This is a genomic window from Nocardia arizonensis, from assembly GCF_001310275.1.
GTDB classification, from domain to species: domain Bacteria; phylum Actinomycetota; class Actinomycetes; order Mycobacteriales; family Mycobacteriaceae; genus Nocardia; species Nocardia arizonensis.
On record NZ_LGYZ01000048.1, the window covers coordinates 100,637 to 115,765 of the forward strand.

Annotated in this window: 18 protein-coding genes and 2 pseudogenes; 10 read left to right on the forward strand and 10 right to left on the reverse strand. The window is 67.4% G+C overall.

All coding sequences use genetic code 11. The features are described from left to right. The first annotated feature begins 134 nt into the window (after positions 1-134). Complete coding sequence (locus APZ21_RS07640) at positions 135-413, forward strand: hypothetical protein (protein ID WP_156370817.1); 279 nt, start codon at positions 135-137, stop codon at positions 411-413. A gap of 28 nt (positions 414-441) precedes the next feature. On the opposite strand, the pseudogene APZ21_RS07645 reads toward APZ21_RS07640, so the two are convergent. Continuing rightward, positions 442-640, reverse strand: a pseudogene (locus tag APZ21_RS07645) (LbetaH domain-containing protein); the annotation flags it as partial. A 148-nt stretch (positions 641-788) separates the two neighbouring features. Beyond that, positions 789-1,277: a MarR family winged helix-turn-helix transcriptional regulator gene (locus APZ21_RS07650; protein ID WP_054812520.1), complete on the reverse strand. Its 489-nt coding sequence runs from the start codon at positions 1,275-1,277 to the stop codon at positions 789-791. A 9-nt stretch (positions 1,278-1,286) separates the two neighbouring features. On the opposite strand from APZ21_RS07650, the gene APZ21_RS07655 reads away from it, so the two are divergent. Together APZ21_RS07655 and APZ21_RS36280 are read left to right on the forward strand one after the other, a co-directional pair. After that, complete coding sequence (locus APZ21_RS07655; protein WP_054812521.1) at positions 1,287-1,625, forward strand: hypothetical protein; 339 nt, start codon at positions 1,287-1,289, stop codon at positions 1,623-1,625. A gap of 17 nt (positions 1,626-1,642) precedes the next feature. Further along, positions 1,643-1,960 (forward strand): annotated as a pseudogene (locus APZ21_RS36280) (Tn3 family transposase); the annotation flags it as partial. A gap of 122 nt (positions 1,961-2,082) precedes the next feature. On the opposite strand, the gene APZ21_RS07665 reads toward APZ21_RS36280, so the two are convergent. Continuing rightward, a complete protein-coding gene (locus tag APZ21_RS07665) occupies positions 2,083-2,922 on the reverse strand; it encodes a dienelactone hydrolase family protein (RefSeq protein ID WP_054812600.1) in 840 nt (279 codons plus the stop codon). A 74-nt stretch (positions 2,923-2,996) separates the two neighbouring features. On the opposite strand from APZ21_RS07665, the gene APZ21_RS07670 reads away from it, so the two are divergent. Further along, entirely contained in the window at positions 2,997-3,983 is a 987-nt protein-coding gene (locus tag APZ21_RS07670) for a GlxA family transcriptional regulator (protein WP_054812523.1), read from the forward strand. 330 nt (positions 3,984-4,313) lie between these two features. On the opposite strand, the gene APZ21_RS07675 is transcribed toward APZ21_RS07670, so the two are convergent. Next, positions 4,314-4,538 (reverse strand): alpha/beta fold hydrolase, encoded by a 225-nt coding sequence (locus APZ21_RS07675; protein WP_054812524.1) that lies wholly within the window; start codon positions 4,536-4,538, stop codon positions 4,314-4,316. Then, complete coding sequence (locus APZ21_RS07680; RefSeq protein ID WP_054812525.1) at positions 4,535-5,452, reverse strand: oxygenase MpaB family protein; 918 nt, start codon at positions 5,450-5,452, stop codon at positions 4,535-4,537. The genes APZ21_RS07675 and APZ21_RS07680 overlap by 4 nt, the downstream gene beginning before the upstream one ends. A gap of 44 nt (positions 5,453-5,496) precedes the next feature. On the opposite strand from APZ21_RS07680, the gene APZ21_RS07685 reads away from it, so the two are divergent. Further along, positions 5,497-6,138 (forward strand): TetR/AcrR family transcriptional regulator, encoded by a 642-nt coding sequence (locus APZ21_RS07685; RefSeq protein WP_162240315.1) that lies wholly within the window; start codon positions 5,497-5,499, stop codon positions 6,136-6,138. A 133-nt stretch (positions 6,139-6,271) separates the two neighbouring features. Here the strand turns inward: APZ21_RS07685 and APZ21_RS07690 are convergent, their stop codons facing one another. Next, positions 6,272-6,958, reverse strand: coding sequence for an ArsR/SmtB family transcription factor (locus tag APZ21_RS07690; RefSeq protein ID WP_054812527.1), 687 nt, complete (start codon positions 6,956-6,958; stop codon positions 6,272-6,274). A 126-nt stretch (positions 6,959-7,084) separates the two neighbouring features. On the opposite strand from APZ21_RS07690, the gene APZ21_RS07695 reads away from it, so the two are divergent. The 5 genes from APZ21_RS07695 (at position 7,085) to rox (ending at position 12,225) form a co-directional block, all read left to right on the forward strand. Continuing rightward, positions 7,085-7,432, forward strand: coding sequence for a DsrE/DsrF/TusD sulfur relay family protein (locus APZ21_RS07695; RefSeq protein WP_054812601.1), 348 nt, complete (start codon positions 7,085-7,087; stop codon positions 7,430-7,432). Positions 7,433-7,467: 35 nt separating this feature from the next. Further along, positions 7,468-8,643, forward strand: a complete 1,176-nt coding sequence (locus tag APZ21_RS07700; protein WP_054812528.1) for an NAD(P)/FAD-dependent oxidoreductase — start codon at positions 7,468-7,470, stop codon at positions 8,641-8,643. 147 nt (positions 8,644-8,790) lie between these two features. Next, entirely contained in the window at positions 8,791-9,969 is a 1,179-nt protein-coding gene (locus APZ21_RS07705; RefSeq protein WP_156370848.1) for an MFS transporter, read from the forward strand. Positions 9,970-10,165: 196 nt separating this feature from the next. Next, positions 10,166-10,405, forward strand: coding sequence for a recombinase family protein (locus APZ21_RS07710; RefSeq protein WP_239476532.1), 240 nt, complete (start codon positions 10,166-10,168; stop codon positions 10,403-10,405). Between the two features lie 395 nt (positions 10,406-10,800). Beyond that, positions 10,801-12,225, forward strand: a complete 1,425-nt coding sequence (gene rox / locus APZ21_RS07715) for a rifampin monooxygenase (RefSeq protein WP_054812602.1) — start codon at positions 10,801-10,803, stop codon at positions 12,223-12,225. 223 nt (positions 12,226-12,448) lie between these two features. Here rox and APZ21_RS07720 read toward each other — a convergent pair whose 3' ends face one another. The 4 genes from APZ21_RS07720 to APZ21_RS33815 form a co-directional block, all read right to left on the reverse strand. After that, positions 12,449-13,246: a DUF3558 family protein gene (locus tag APZ21_RS07720; RefSeq protein WP_162240316.1), complete on the reverse strand. Its 798-nt coding sequence runs from the start codon at positions 13,244-13,246 to the stop codon at positions 12,449-12,451. Positions 13,247-13,466: 220 nt separating this feature from the next. Beyond that, positions 13,467-13,835 (reverse strand): helix-turn-helix domain-containing protein, encoded by a 369-nt coding sequence (locus tag APZ21_RS07725; RefSeq protein ID WP_307586904.1) that lies wholly within the window; start codon positions 13,833-13,835, stop codon positions 13,467-13,469. A 424-nt stretch (positions 13,836-14,259) separates the two neighbouring features. Then, positions 14,260-14,697, reverse strand: coding sequence for a VOC family protein (locus APZ21_RS07730; protein ID WP_054812531.1), 438 nt, complete (start codon positions 14,695-14,697; stop codon positions 14,260-14,262). A 239-nt stretch (positions 14,698-14,936) separates the two neighbouring features. Next, positions 14,937-15,116, reverse strand: coding sequence for a hypothetical protein (locus APZ21_RS33815; protein WP_156370819.1), 180 nt, complete (start codon positions 15,114-15,116; stop codon positions 14,937-14,939). Positions 15,117-15,129: the final 13 nt, after the last annotated feature.

Below are 15,129 nucleotides of genomic sequence, written 5' to 3' on the forward strand. Positions count from 1 at the left end.
GTGTCTCAGTAATGATCATTACCGAGACAACCGAAGAGCTTTCGTACCCGAAAACTCGGGTACGAGGTGCCGGCTAAGCTTGGCCGGGAAATCCGGCGATTCGGACCGGATTGTGTTGTCAGAGGGAAACTCCGGTGTCTATTGTCATTCCGATCGTAATCATGGTGATCATGGGCGTGCTGGCCTACCAGCGCGGCTTCTCGGTGTTCGCCTGGATCCTCGCGGGCGGCTGCCTCGGCCTGATCGTGCTGTTCCTCATGCCGTCGGCGAAGGAGGAGGGGCTCGACCAGGCCGGACGTATCGAGCGGGTCAAGCGCGGCAATATCGTCGGCCTGGCCCTCACTGGCTTGACGGTGCTCATCGGCTTCACACTGGGGCTGCTGTCGGAGTTCCGGGGGTTGGCGTCCAATTGAGAAGTATCGCCGAGTTGAGCCTGCGTTTATCCATCGGATGCAGAGCGGTCAGCAACTGCGCACGCGGACCGATCGACACATCATCGGCCGATGACGACAGGAGCGCAGTCCATCACGATCGCGTCGTAGTTCAGGAAACTGTTGCGGCCCATCCTGATCAGATGGCCGTAGTCACACTGGAACCTCGGCATGATCCACGAGCCCTCGCCGATGGCGCCGAGCAACTCCGCGCCCCGAAGCATGCGCGTTTTGTCCATCCCCATGACACGATCCTGCCCGACTGGCCGCACCCCTACACCGACTACCTGAATACCGGCCCCTGCCAGTCGGTTACCCCTATTGGTGACGACGCGGTGGATGGCGCAACGGCCGACCTCAGCGGGTAGAGACGGCTTCCTCATAGGCGCGAAGTGTTGTTATGACCAAGGCGCGCTGCTCGGCGGTCAGCGGGCCCAGCGCGGCGCGCCATCCCCGATCCGCGCCGCCGAGCCAGGCCGCTACCGCCGTTCGTTGTGAATCGGCGATAGCGACGAGGGTTCGCCGCCGGTCGCTGTCGTCGGTCCGGCGGTCGAGTACTCCTTGTCGGCTGAGGTCGCCGATCATCAGGCTCACGGTGGTGGGCGCCACCTCCAGTCGCCTCGCCAGCTCGTTCACCGTGAGCGGTCCGTCGAGCAGCACGTACGTCAACAACGACAGGTGGCGCGGCGCCAAATCGAACGAACGCAGCGCTTCGGGGACCGGCAGGCGTTTCGCGCGGCCGACCAGCCGCGGCATGAGCAGCACCATGGCTCGAACACTGTCGTCGAGGGATAGACCGTCCTCCGTCCAGCCGCACGCCTGCGGGCACTGACCATCGGATTGCATCCACAAGCCATGGACTACAGCCGTTTTCCCGATCTGGACGAGGCACGACTCACCGCCAGAGTCGAGGTCGCCAACGCCGCTCTACAGAACACCGAATTCGATGTCACGACGTGTATGGTCCACGCGTCGCCCGCGGAGGCCGAAACCGAAATCCGCGATCTGCTGGCGAACCAGCCGTTCGACCTCGTCATGGTGGGCGGCGCGGTGCGGGCCTTCCCCGAGCACACCCTGCTGTTCGAGCGCATTGTCAATGTCATCATCGGCGCGGCGCCGGGAATCCGGTTCTGCTTCAACACCTCACCCGAGAACAGTCTCGACGCCCTCCGCAGAGCGGCCGCATCCGTCTGAAGTCGCGATTGCCGCGGTTGGGCCCGGGAATCCTGAAGCTGGCCTTCCTCGCATCGGAAGAGCTCAGACGGGAGATCAACAGCGGGTTGCAGGTGGTGGAGAACTGGAACTCCGCCAACACCGTCGTGTTCTACGGCAAGGACTCCCAGCTCACCGGCGCCGACCGCGAACACGCCGAGGTCTCGATGCCGGCGCTGCACCTGCTGCAATCGGCGATGGTGCACATCAATACCCTTCTGCTCCAAGCCGTCCTGAAGAATCCGGAATTCCACGACCTGATCGGCGACAACGAACGCCGGGCGATGTCGCCGTTGTTCTGGTCGAGTATCAACCCTTATGGCCGATTCCGGCTCGACATGGACAACACGCCTGGACCTGAGCCGAGAACGTGTTGCGGGCTAGAGAATTCCTGTACGTCGGAAGTGGCCGCGAAGCTGGACCAGCAGTGGACGCTATGTCACTGCAACGGGACGTCCGCAGTCAGCCGGTCCACGAGAAAGGCCAGGATCTCGTCGCGGGCCGCGGCGGTCGGCTCCCCCGCCGTATCGACCAGATGCGCGGTGACCACACTGTGCGGGCAGCCGACGATCTGCGAGAAAAACGGCGGCGGAGAGGGATTCGCCGCGTCGGCTGGCAGCACTCGCGGCTCGAAACGCGGACCCAGCGCTGCGGCGTAGGCGGCGAAACGCTGCGCGGTGCAGAAGCGGTCGCCCTCGAAGCGATAGGCGCGCACCACGAGATCATCGCGATCGAGTCGCTCCCGCACGGCCGCGAGCTCACCAGGCGAAATCTCTAGTCCGCCAGGCTCATCCAGTGGCAGCGACGGCTGGCACAGCACCGGCGCCAGCATCGCGGGCTCGAGCATCATGGTGAGCGCGAAATTCCCGGTGAAGCACATACCCAGCGCGCCGACGCCGAGACCGCCGCATTCGCGATGGGCCAGGGCTGCCAGCGCACGCAGCCACACCGCGACCGGGCTGGACTTGCCCGCGCCGAAGGCCCGGAATTCCGCGCTGACACAGGCTCGTTCGAAGACTTCCACGCCGGCCTCTGCCTCCGGATAGGCACCGTCGCGGCCGAACAGTGACGGCAGGTAGACGGTGAGCCCGGCGTCGCGCACCCAGCGGGCGAAGCGAGCCACATCGGGACTGATGCCGGGCATTTCCGCCATGACGATGACCGCCGGTCCGATGCCGCTGACGTACACCGTACGGGCTACTCCGTCGAGCGTGATCGACCGGGGTGCGAAATCGGCGAGGTCGTCGTCGAGAGAATCCTGCGGGAGAGATTGCTGCACACCCCAAACCCTGCCGCAGCAGGTCAGCACACCGCCATTGGCAAGATCGCCACTCTTCGGTCTAATATCGCCACATGATTACCCACCTCGCGCTGGACGGTGTGCTCGAAGGTGCACTCGGCCTCGGTATCGACATCGTCGACACGGCAGCCGGGATCGCCGGCGACACGACGGGCGGGCGGCTGCGGCAGCGCGTCGCATCACTCGATGGGCTGCCGGTCCGATCCAGCGGTGGGCGGCTGATCAGCGTCGATACCGAAACCCCGCTCGGCGCGGCGGAGTTCGAACCCGGCGATATTCTGGTGCTGCCGGGGCCGTCCGCGTCCAGCGAAGCGCGTGTCGAGGAACTGCTGACCCGACCCCAGACCATGCAGGCCGTCGAAATCATCCGGCGAGCCGCTGATTCCGGCGCTACGGTAGCTGCCTCCTGCTCGGCTGTCTTCGTGCTCGCGGCCTCGGGGCTGCTCTCGGGCCGGGCCGCCACCACTACTTGGTGGCTGGCGCCGCTGTTGGCCCGCCGCTTCCCCGATGTCACCGTGCACTCCGATCGCATGGTGGTCGACAGCGGCGCAATACTCACCGCCGGTGCGGCTTTCGCCCACACAGATCTGCTGCTGGCGCTGGTCGCCCGCCTCGGCGGCGGTGCACTGACCGAGCAGGTAGCTCACTACCTGGTGCTCGATGCCCGCATGTCGCAGTCGCGCTACATGGTGCTCGAGCATCTACGGGCCACCGACCCGGTGCTGCGCGCCGTGCAACAGCACGTGCACGCCAATCTGCACCGGCAACTATCGCTGGACGAATTGGCCAGTGTCGCAGCGGTTTCTCCGCGCACTCTGACCCGCCGCATCCGCGACCGCGTGGGCGTCTCACCCACCCAGTACGTTCATCGCCTCCGGGTCGGGCAGGCGGCCACCCTACTCACGACCACGCGCGAACCCGTCGACGTGATCGCGGGCGCGGTGGGTTACGCCGATCCGGCGGCCTTCCGGCGCATCTACCGCAGGCACACCGGCGAGACACCGACCGCCACCCGCACCCGCGCGGCCGAATCGACCTGATACGAGTGCCGTTGACGGTCGTGTCACCTGGTACATGAAGCCCTGTTCAGCCAGGTAGCCACGAACCTGGATGGCTTGAGGCGGCCTTACTTTGGGGCTGGGGCCAGCTTCAGGATTCCGGGGCCGGGTCGCGCTATGGGCTTTGATGCACGCCCGCTCCGCCACCGTCGGCGAACCTCAGCCAGACGAACAGGACAAAACCACTCCGCAGCCTGTCAGCCCGACCGACACCGATCACGCGATTCCCTCCGCGGCCGTAGCCGCGGGCTCCGCTGCCCCGGTCCACTCGCTGCGGATCCCAGCGGGACCGGCCGCGAGTTCCGCGCGACGTCACCGACGCCCGTGTCCGCGATGATCGAATGCCACCACGCGGTAGTCGGTGCTCAGCGCGGCGATCTGATGGCGCCAGAAGCCGAGCGCGCACAGCACGCCGTGGGTGAGCACGATCGTCGGCGCGTCCGCGCGGCCGTGGATCTCCACGTGCAGCCGAGTGCCGTCGACGCTGATGACGGTCAGTTCCTCGACAAATCCCGAGGCGACCTGCCTGCCGCTCACCTGTGCTCCGTGCCGGCGCGAACGCCTGTCGGGCCGGCGTCGCGCTCTGCCTGGCGCACGGCTCGACGCGCTTGCGGGACCAATCGCGCGAATCTCGGTAGGCGCGGTATCACGGTGCGCGACAACGCGGCCACCGCGCCGAACGCAATCCGGCGGCCGCGGCCCCATCGCACTCCCAGCAGATCGCGCAGGTCCGGCGGCAGCAGACCGGCGGTGATCAGCGTCAGCACCGCACCGGCGACCGGACCGAACGTGTGGTTCCAGATGAGAGGCCGGTTGAGGACGGGGATCATCGGTGGCGGTTTCGGCTTCGCGACCACGGCGAGTACCCGATCGGTGATGTCGGAACGTTCCAGCGTCGTGGCGCTCATCCGCTCGAACCATTCGCGAAATGCGGCCCAGTCGGCGGGCATATCCTGCTCGCGCACACCGTAGAGCCGCCCCACCCCGCGCATCTCCCGGTAGAACTGTTCGGCCTCACCGGACCGCCAGCCGCGCCCGAGTACCTGCTGCTGGGTGTAGACACCGTGCACCAGGCTCGCGTGCACCCAGTGGAACGCCGCCGGATTCAGTGCGCTCCAACGCGATCCGTCGGGATGGCGACCTTGGAAGGGCTTGTGTAGTTCACGCAACCGCCGGGCGGTGACCAAGGCTTCCCGTCTGCCGTAAACGACGCCCATGATCATGTCCAGAGTGCGCTCGGCACGACCGTACGGATCGGCTTCGAACACCGAGTGCTCGCGCACTCCCGCCGCGACCACCGGGTGCGCCACATCGATCAACAACCTGCGAGAAGCGCCGAGTACGAACGTCAGGTCTCCGAAAACCTTCCAGGCCACCGAGTCCGGCCCGAGGGGAACGGTCTCCGGCTCGCTCGGCGCCGACCGTGGCCGGGTGCTGCCTCCCTCATCCATGAGACTATTAGTAACAAATGAGTCTCAAGTGCCACAATGGTCGGATGCCGCGCCCTTCCGCCACGATGACGAGCATTTTCGGACGCGCGGTGGCGAAGGTCGTCGCACCCGCGACCGTCGGACCCGATGTCGCCCGGATCTACGAATCAGCGCTGCGCGTACTGAGCGAACGCGGTACCCGCGCCGCGACCATGGACGATGTGGCCACCTCGTCGGGCGTCAGCCGCGCCACCCTCTTCCGCAAGTACGGCGGAAAGGACGCGCTGTTCGAGGCCGCCGTCGCCTATACGCTGCGCACCTTCCTCGCCGAGATCACCACGACGTTCCTGACCGTCACCGATCCCACCGAACGCATCGCCGAGGCGTTCGTCGCCTGCCTGCGTTTGCGCCGGCGACTGCTCACCGACGAACCCGACTCCGTCCGCAGTGCCGAATTCCTCGACATGCTCACCGCGGGCACCCCCTCCGCCCTCGAAATCGGCCGCCGGTTCATCGCCGCACGCATTCGGGCAGGCCAGGAAGAGGGCACACTGCCGCCCGGCGACCCGGACCTGCGAGCCGACGCGATCATCCGCCTCACAGTCGGCTACATGCTGCTGCCCACAACCGATCTCGATGACGACTCCGTGGCCCGCGACTTGGCTCGTCGCGTGATCGCACCGCTTGTCACAACCCCGGCGAGCTGACCCGAGGGCGTGACGATCTCGCCGAAACCCCCGCCTCCCGGTACAGGCCGGATTCAACGATTTTCGACAACAGCGCGATAGACACCGCGCACCTGTCGACCCTGAAAAGCGGTGATGCCCCGTCCCACACGGCTTATGGGATCGCGGGGGAAGCGCCTTGCGAGACCCGCTCCACGGGCAGACCGGCCAAGGACCATTCCAGCATGCCTTCGTCGAGGCGTTTGACCTCTCGCCCCGACTGCTGGGCGATGTGGATCGCGTCGGGTGCCATCACGCAGTAGGCGCCGCGACAGTAGGCGACGATGTCGCGGTCGGCGGGCAGCTCGGTGAGCCGGGTAGCCAGTTCGGCGAGCGGAATGCTGATGGCGCCGGGGATGTGGCCGGCCTCGTACTCCTCGTGGGGGCGTACGTCGATGAGGGTGATCTGTCCGGCGTCGCGACGGCGGATGAGCTCGTCGCGGGTGATGGCGTCCTCGGGTGCACCCAGCACGGCCGCCGCGACCACGGCGACATCGGCCAGGTGTGCTTCGGCGACGGTCTGCACCAGCGCGAACAGGCGAGCGACATCGGTTCCGGCAAGGCGATAGATCTGGCGGGTGCCCTCGCGGCGGGCTTCCACCAGGCCGCCGGACTTGAGCGATTGCAGGTTCGCTGACGCGGTGGTCAGGTTCATGCCGGTCGCGGTGGCGATGGCCTCGACGGTGCGCTCACCTTGGGCGAGCAGGTCGAGGATCTGCAACCTGCGCCCGTTGCCCAACGCCTTGCCGACGCGGGCGATCTCGTCGAATAGGGCCGCCTTGCGGCCGGTCGGCTCACTCACGCTTGCTTCTCCAATACTCTTTGGAATAGCTTATTCCATAGTTCCTTAGAACAACGTTAGATCCGGCGATTGTATTCGCCGCCCGCTTGCCCGCCCCCAATGGTGGCAACCGATCAGGGAGAACACGTGAACTACCTCTTCGTCCTGCACGACCCGCCCTACGGCACCGAACGCACCTACAACGGCATCCGCTGGGCCCGGCAGATGCTCGACGCCGGGCACGCGGTGAAGGTGTTCAACTTCGCCGACGCGGTCATCTCCGTCACCGCCGGGCAGAAGGTGCCCAACGGCTTCTACAACCTGGCCAAGATGACCACCGCGCTCACCAAGAACGGTGGCGAGATCGGCAACTGCGGCGCGTGCATGGACGCTCGCGGCATGAGTTCCGACCAGCTCATCGACGGCGCGCACCGCTCCTCGATGGTGGAGCTGGCCGAATGGACCGCCTGGGCCGACCAGGTCATCAACGTCTGACAACCTCCTTCGAGCAGCAGAGGAAACCAGAAGCCATGAGCAAAACCGTCGCCGTGCTCGGCGCGGGTGTGGGTGGATTGACCGCCGCCGCCGAACTGCGCAAAGTCCTTCCCGCCGACGATCGGATCGTCCTGGTCGACCGCTCCTTCACCGGCAGCCTCGGGTTGTCGTTGCTGTGGGTGCTGCGTGGCCGGCGCACCCCCGAGCAGACCACCGTGCGCCCCACCGCGGCCGCCCTGCTCGGTGTCGACCTGCTCACGGGCGATGTCGAACGCATCGACCTGCAAGCCCGGACCATCGACTGCGGGCAGGCCGGAACCCTCGGCTACGATGCCCTCGTGATCGCCCTGGGTGCGAGCCTGGACACCTCCCGCTTGCCGGGCCTGATCCAGGCACTCGACGCCAGGGTGGCGGGCCAGTTCTACAGTGTCGACGGTGCTGCCGCCCTGCACCGCCAGGTCGAGGAACTCACGTCCGGTCGGGTACTGGTGCTGGTGGCGGCGGTCCCGTTCAAGTGCCCGGCCGCGCCGTTCGAAGCGGCATTCCTGATCGCCGACCAGCTCGGGGAGAAGTTCACCGGCGGCGCGGTGCGCGTCGACGTCTTCACCCCGGATCCGCTGCCGATGCCAGTGGCCGGTCCAGCGGTCGGCACCGCGCTGGTGGACATGATGGCCGCCCAGGGCATCGGATTCCACGGCGGCAAGTCCGCCACCGGCATCGACGCGCAGGCGCGGTCGGTCGAATTCGCCGATGGCACCCTCGAATCCTTCGATCTGCTCGCGGTCGTGCCGCCCCACGCGCCGGGCGCGGCCGTCGCCTCGACAGGGCTCGGCCCGGGCGGCTGGATTCCCGTCGATCCCGCGACCCTGGCCGCCACCTCGCCGGGGGTGTTCGCCGTCGGGGACAGCACCGCGCTGCTGTTGCCCAACGGCAAACCGCTGCCCAAGGCGGCGGTCTTCGCCGAAGCCGAAGGCGAGGTGGCCGCGCACCAGGTGGCCCGCTATCTCGGCTACGACGCCCCCGAAACTCGCTTCACCGGTGAGGGCGCCTGCTACGTGGAACTCGGCGGCGGCCTCGCGGCCAAGGGCGAAGGCAACTTCCTGGCCCCGCCCGCGCCGCAGGTGAGCCTGCGTGAACCGTCACCCGCCTACCACCAGGAGAAACAGCAACAGGAGCGAGACTGGTTGGCCCGCTGGAACGTTCGCTCGTGATCAACCATCCGGGCCGCCCCGCGAGGGGTGCGCCCGGGCTCCTCTCTGCCAGGAAAGAACGCCTCCGTGACCCATAGCGCCTCCAGCATCGCCGACTCCTCTTTCCCCGATATCGCACACGCGCAGCGCCGCGTCCTGACCGTGCTGATGTCCGCACAGATCCTCAGCGGCGCGGGACTGGCCGCCGGGATCACCGTCGGCGCGCTGCTCGCCCAGGACATGCTCGGCTCCACCAGCCTGGCCGGGCTGCCCAGCGCGCTGTTCACCGCCGGCTCCGCGCTCGCGGCCGTCGCCGTGGGCCGGCTGTCGCAGTCTCGGGGCCGTCGCCCCGGGCTGGCCGCCGGATACCTCACCGGCGCGGTCGGCAGTCTCGGCGTCATCGCCGCCGCCGTCGCCGACAACCCGATCCTGCTGTTCATCGCGTTGTTCGTCTACGGCGCCGGCACCGCCACGAATCTGCAAGCCCGTTATGCCGGGGCCGATCTGGCCACCGCCTCCCATCGCGGCCGCGCCGTGTCCATCGTCCTGGTGGCCACCACCCTCGGCGGTGTCGTGGGCCCCAACCTCGCCGCGCCGACGGGCAGCCTCGCTCACGTCCTTGGCATCCCCTACCTGGCCGGGCCGTTCCTGCTCGCCGCAGCGGCCTACGCCCTGGCGGCGCTGGTGCTGGCGGTGTGGCTACGCCCGGACCCGCTGCTCCTGGCGCGCGAGCTGGGCTCGACCGATCCCGTTGCCACCTCAGCCACGACCGAGCTCCCGGAGACCGAGATGTCGAGCACGGGCATCGCCGTGGGCGGGTTCGTGATGGCGCTGACGCAGTTGGTCATGGTGGCGATCATGACCATGACACCGGTCCACATGCTCCACCATGGGCACGGCACCGCCGCTGCCGGGCTGGTGATCGCCGTCCACGTCGGCGCCATGTATCTCCCCTCCCCGCTGACCGGCTGGCTCGTCGACCGCTACGGCCGCCTGCCCGTCGCCGCCTCCTCCGGAGTGACACTGCTGGCCGCCGGAGTGCTCGCGGGCCTCGCGCCCGGTGACTCCATTGCCCTGCTCGCGCTGGCGCTGGCGCTGCTCGGGATGGGCTGGAACCTCGGTCTCGTCGCGGGGACCGCCATCATCACCGACACCGTGCCCCTGGCCACGCGAGCCAGAACCCAAGGGGCGGTGGACGTCTCCATCGCTATCGCCGGCGCCACCGGCGGCATGGGGTCCGGACTCATGGTCGCCGCCACCAGCTACCCCACGCTGGCGCTCGCCGGCGGTGTGCTCGCCTTGGCGATCGTCCCTGCCGCAGCACACACCGCACGACGAAGCCGCTGACCACACCGCGTCCGCCATTTGCCCGGTATGCGTTCGCGGTCAACAGCGCCGTGCTCAGTAGGTGCAGTCCTCGGAGGTGTTCCGTAGGCCGATCCGCCACCGGAACACCACGATGCGCGATTCCCGCCCAGGTCACCGGTGTTCCGAAAGAGTGTTCCGGGAACGGTGCACTCTCCTTATATTGAACACCCTGGGTATGGGCGAGCCATTCCGCGTCGGATATCGCCGCTGTTCCACCGACGAGCAGGATGTCGAGATCCAGACCGACCAGCTGCCGGCCCTTGGGATGCCGCGCCAGCGGATCTTCATCGACAAAGGGTTCTCCGGCACCACCCGGAAGAACCGCACCGGCCTGGACGACGCGCTCGCCGCGGTCACCGATCGGCATGGTCGTGCTGACCACGACCCTGCCGAAGTTCGACCGATCCGCCCGTAACGTGGCCGAGGCAAAGGCACGCCTCGGAAACGCTGGTCCAAAGGGTGAAAGGCCGCCATGAACGCCTTCGAGATCACCTTCGACGGACGCTTGTCCGGCAGCCCGAAAGTAACTACAAACCAACCATTTACACCGTTGGCTTGGTCGGGTGGCCCGACCGTCAACTTGCCAGACTCCCTGAAAAAGCTGCCAGACTCCCTGAAAAGCGGTGATGCATTCCCTCCCACTTCAACTTATAACGCATACGGGGCCTTGCGGCAAGACCCCGGGCGTGCTGCACAATCTCCTGCCGTAACCAGAACCCGCGGAAACGCGTGGACGGGTCTCGCGGGATTCTGCGTGAGATCGCGTGTGCGCGGCCGCGGTGGAGAACAACTGTGTCGGATTGGGGTTTCATGCTCGATGTGATCATTGCCGGCGGCGGACCGACGGGATTGATGTTGGCGTCGGAATTGCGGTTACACGGGGTGCGGGTGCTCGTGATGGAGCGGGACGCGGAGCCGACCGAGTACGTTCGGGCGCTCGGTCTGCATATGCGCAGTATCGAGATCATGGATCAGCGCGGGTTGCTGGAGCGGTTCCTCGAGTCGGGGAAGCAGTTCCGAGTGGGCGGGTTCTTCGCGGCCGTGGACAAGCCGTGGCCGCAGGGGTTGGACAGCGCGCACGACTACGTGCTCGGCATCCCGCAGACCGTCACCGAGCGCCTGTTGACAGAGCATGCGACCGAGGCGGGGGTGGAGATTCGGCGCGGCTGCGAGGTGGTCGGCCTGAGTCAGGACGACGACGGGGTGAGTGTGGAGTCGGCCGACGGCACTCGGCTGCGTTCGCGCTATCTGGTCGGGTGCGACGGCGGGCGCAGCACGGTGCGCAAACTCGCGGGCATCGCCTTTCCGGGTGAACCGACCAGGGTTCAGACGCTGTTGGGAGAGATGGCGCTGACCGAGTCCCCGGAGACGGTGGCCGCCGTGGTGGGTGAGGTCCGTCAGACCCAGAAGCGCTTCGGGGTTGGCCATCTCGGCAACGGGATGTACCGGGTGATCGTGCCGGCCGAGGGCGTGACCGAGGACCGCACGCCGCCGACCCTCGAGGAGTTCCGACAACAGCTGCGGGCGTACGCGGGCACCGATTTCGGTGCGCATTCGCCGCGCTGGCTGTCGCGGTTCGGTGATGCCACGCGACTGGCCGAACGCTATCGGGTCGGCCGGGTGCTGTTGGCGGGCGACGCGGCGCACGTCCATCCGCCGACCGGGGGCCAAGGGCTGAACCTGGGCATCCAGGACGCGTTCAACCTCGGCTGGAAGCTCGCCGCCGAACTCGATGGATGGGCGCCCGAGGGCCTGCTCGACAGCTATGACGCCGAACGCCGTCCGGTGGCCGCCGACGTGCTGGACAACACCCGGGCGCAGATGGAACTGCTGTCCGCCGGACCGGGCGTGCGCGCGCTGCGCCGTCTGCTGGCGGAACTGATGGACTTCGAGGAGGTCAATAGGTACCTGATCGAGAAGATCACCGCGATCGGGGTCCGGTACGACTTCGGCGACGAGCACCCGATGGTCGGACGGCATCTGCGGGATCTGGACCTGAAACATGGTCGGCTCTACGAGGCCGTGCGGCACGGCCGCGGTCTGCTGCTCGACCGGACCGGCATGCTCTCGGTGGCGGGGTGGGCCGATCGGGTGGACCATCTCGTGGACGTCAGTGCCGAACTCGACGTGCCCGCGGCGCTGTTGCGCCCGGACGGTCACGTGGCGTGGGTCGGCGCCGACCAGCGCGAGTTGCTCGGCGTACTCCCGAAGTGGTTCGGCGCCGCGGTGGCCTGAGCCGCGTACACCGCCTCGATCTCGGTTCGAGGGCACTGCCCGCCGGTCCGGCAGGGCAGTTCGGTTCGACCGCGACACTACGCGATGACGCTCGGCTGCGTTCCTTGTCCGCAGCCGAGCATCATCGAACGCGTTCCGCGGCGCGGCCTCCGCAGGAGGTCAGCAGACTGCCGTTGCCGCGCAACGTATTCCAGTCAGCGTCGACCGCTCTCCGGCACGGTGCTCAGGGCACGTACCCGACCAGAGCACCGCTGATACGCCGCGCCGCGGCGCACGGTTCCTCGGGTGCGTCGGGCTGTAGATTTCGCGTGACGAACGCGACGAAGCCCCCTGACACCTCGAAGCCGACATAGCATCCGATCTTGTTGCTGTCCTGGCTCGCACGGAATTGGTGAGCCGCTCGACCACCGACCGTCAGCGTGCTGAAATCCACGTACTTCCCGACCTCTTGGAATCCATACAGGGTCATCCGGGTCGAGACGACCGTCAATTCGAGCTTGCCCGTGGCGGACTGCCAGCGGCAGTTCTTGTCCTTCACGCCATCGGATCCGCTCAGCGCCGTCTTGCTGTCGGCGCGGAATCCCTGCGCGCTGATATCGGCGTCGGATATCCCACAGGGATCCCAGAGCGCGGCGGGCGCGGGTTGCTGATCGGTGGTGCCGCAGAAGGTCGCACCGCAGGTGTCGGTGCCGCCCGGCGCCGGAGCCGGATTCTCCGTGGTACCGCAGAAGGTCGCACCGCAGGTATCCGTGCCGCCCGGGGCGCCGGGCTGTCCACCGCCCGTCTGCTCGGCGCCCGATCCACTCCCGCCGCCCGAATCTCCTCCGGCCTGCCCGGGTGCCGCGGTGCCGGTCCGGGGCGTCGTCTTCGAGACGCTGCTCGATGTGGCCGCCGCGGTACCGGAGCGTGTCGTGTCGGAATTCTGTTCGTCAGCCGTGCACGCGGTGACTATCAGTGCAGGCGCCACCACGCCCAGCACCAGTCCCGTACCGGCGCGCCATAGGCGCCCCTTGCCCGACATCTGCATGATCTCCCCCTCTTGCGCACGTGGCCATGTCTGAAATAGGCGGACGTGCAATGGATCTGGTTGATTCCGGACGACTGTGGTTTCCCGCGGGCGGGTTACGCACACTCACGTTCACTGTCGCGAAGTGCTCATCGGTCGTTACAGCCACCGCAACGGGTCGAATGCGTATCGTCCTTGTCTCCCACGAAGATCCCTTCCGGCCTCCGGCCCGCGTTCACTCCTCGGTCTCGGTGGGAGCGGTGCGCTGGTCGAGGGTGTGTCGCAGGGCGGTGTTGAGGCGCTGGGCCTCGGTGAGCTGATCTTCGAGGATGACGATGCGGCAGGCGGCCTCGAGGGGGTTGCCGGCGTCGACGAGTTTGCGCACACGCGCGGCGACACGCAACTGGTAGCGGGAGTAGCGGCGGTGCCCGCCCGCCGAGCGCTGCGGGGTCAGCAGTTCCGCGGCGTCGAGGCCGCGCAGGAACGCTTGGGTGACGCCGAGGATTTCCGCGGCGCGGCCCATGCTGTAGGCGGGGTAGTCCTCGTCGTCGAGTTTGTCCGCGGCGCCGGCGGGCTCGACGGGATCGGTGTTCGGTTGCTGCACAGCACCTCTCGGGTTCAACGCCGGCAGGCCCCGGCGCACCCGCGCCGGGGCCTGGAATCTACGGAAGAGGGGGGATTGATATCACTTCTGGTCACCGGCCGAGCGGGCCGATGTCGAACACCGCGCCCGATATCTCACGGGACGCGGAACTGATAAATGACTACTCAGTGAGCACCACCTCCTGAATTGCCGGGACCTCGTCCGCGCGACCTCTCGGTCGCGCTTGCTCGCCCCCTCCGGCGGTCCGGCCGACTGCACCGGATTCTCGTCTCCGCCGGAGGGAACGACGGAACTTCATGTTCCGGGCAGTTCACCTGCCCGGCCACTGGACTCATCAATTCGAACGACAGTGACTTTATACCGATCCCGCCAGAATGTCTACACCCGACACAGCAGATTTTTTCAGCCGGCGCGGGACAGCGCCTCAGTCCAGGCAGAACTCATTGCCTTCGGGATCGGCCATCAGGATGTGACCGCTGCCCAGCGGTGGTTCGGGTTCGAAGCGGGCGATGCGGGTCGCGCCGAGTGCGACGAGGCGCTCGCATTCCCGTTCGTGGGCTGCCATGCGCGCCTCACCGGTCGAACCCGCTGCCGCGCGCACATCCAGGTGGACGCGGTTCTTGGCGGTCTTGCCTTCGGGGACGCGCTGGAAGAACAGGCGCGGGCCTGCCCCGTCGGGATCGACCACCGCGGAGGCGTCGTTGCGGCGTTCGGGTGGGATGTTCATCGCCTCGAGCGCCGCGTCCCAGGTGTCGAATCCGGGCGGCGGCTCCTGGATTCGGTAGCCGAGGACTTCGGCCCAGAAGTTCGCCAGGGCCGCCGGGTCACCGCAGTCGAAGGTCACCTGGATGTCGCGAGCCATGTGTGTGGTCCTTTCCTTTGCGCACGGGCACCGCTGTTGCGCGGTGATCCCACACTGTCATGCGGTCAGGACAGTTTCGGGCCGCTATGGCCGCGCGCCGTCAGGGAAGTCGAACCGGATATTTTCGACAATTCGGATCCGGGCGTCGGCGATGTGATGATGCACCCGGATGTGCCTGTGCGGGTGGTCCATTCGGAGAGGAAGGTATAGCCGCTCGGCCGCGAAGTCGAGATCCAGCATCAGCACCGCCCCGTGATCGCGGATCGCCGTGGTCCGGCGTCAGCGGTCACCAGCGTCCCGGATTCGGCGATGTTCACCGCCCGCATACGCGGCAGCAGGATCAGCACCGGTTCGGCGGCGATGACGGCGGTGAAGGTGGTGGCCTGCTCGATCTCCGGAACGGGATTCGGTTGAGACACGGCCACCGACACT

What these genes read in the sequence shown, in the direction of transcription:
- APZ21_RS07650 (WP_054812520.1), bottom strand. Translation starts at nt 1,277, where the DNA reads ATGCAATCCGATGGTCAGTGCCCGCAGGCGTGCGGCTGGACGGAGGAC.
- APZ21_RS07655 (WP_054812521.1), top strand. Translation starts at nt 1,287, where the DNA reads ATGGACTACAGCCGTTTTCCCGATCTGGACGAGGCACGACTCACCGCC.
- APZ21_RS07670 (WP_054812523.1), top strand. Translation starts at nt 2,997, where the DNA reads ATGATTACCCACCTCGCGCTGGACGGTGTGCTCGAAGGTGCACTCGGC.
- APZ21_RS07680 (WP_054812525.1), bottom strand. Translation starts at nt 5,452, where the DNA reads ATGGATGAGGGAGGCAGCACCCGGCCACGGTCGGCGCCGAGCGAGCCG.
- APZ21_RS07685 (WP_162240315.1), top strand. Translation starts at nt 5,497, where the DNA reads ATGCCGCGCCCTTCCGCCACGATGACGAGCATTTTCGGACGCGCGGTG.
- APZ21_RS07700 (WP_054812528.1), top strand. Translation starts at nt 7,468, where the DNA reads ATGAGCAAAACCGTCGCCGTGCTCGGCGCGGGTGTGGGTGGATTGACC.
- APZ21_RS07705 (WP_156370848.1), top strand. Translation starts at nt 8,791, where the DNA reads ATGTCCGCACAGATCCTCAGCGGCGCGGGACTGGCCGCCGGGATCACC.
- APZ21_RS07710 (WP_239476532.1), top strand. Translation starts at nt 10,166, where the DNA reads ATGGGCGAGCCATTCCGCGTCGGATATCGCCGCTGTTCCACCGACGAG.
- rox (WP_054812602.1), top strand. Translation starts at nt 10,801, where the DNA reads ATGCTCGATGTGATCATTGCCGGCGGCGGACCGACGGGATTGATGTTG.
- APZ21_RS07720 (WP_162240316.1), bottom strand. Translation starts at nt 13,246, where the DNA reads ATGTCGGGCAAGGGGCGCCTATGGCGCGCCGGTACGGGACTGGTGCTG.
- APZ21_RS07730 (WP_054812531.1), bottom strand. Translation starts at nt 14,697, where the DNA reads ATGGCTCGCGACATCCAGGTGACCTTCGACTGCGGTGACCCGGCGGCC.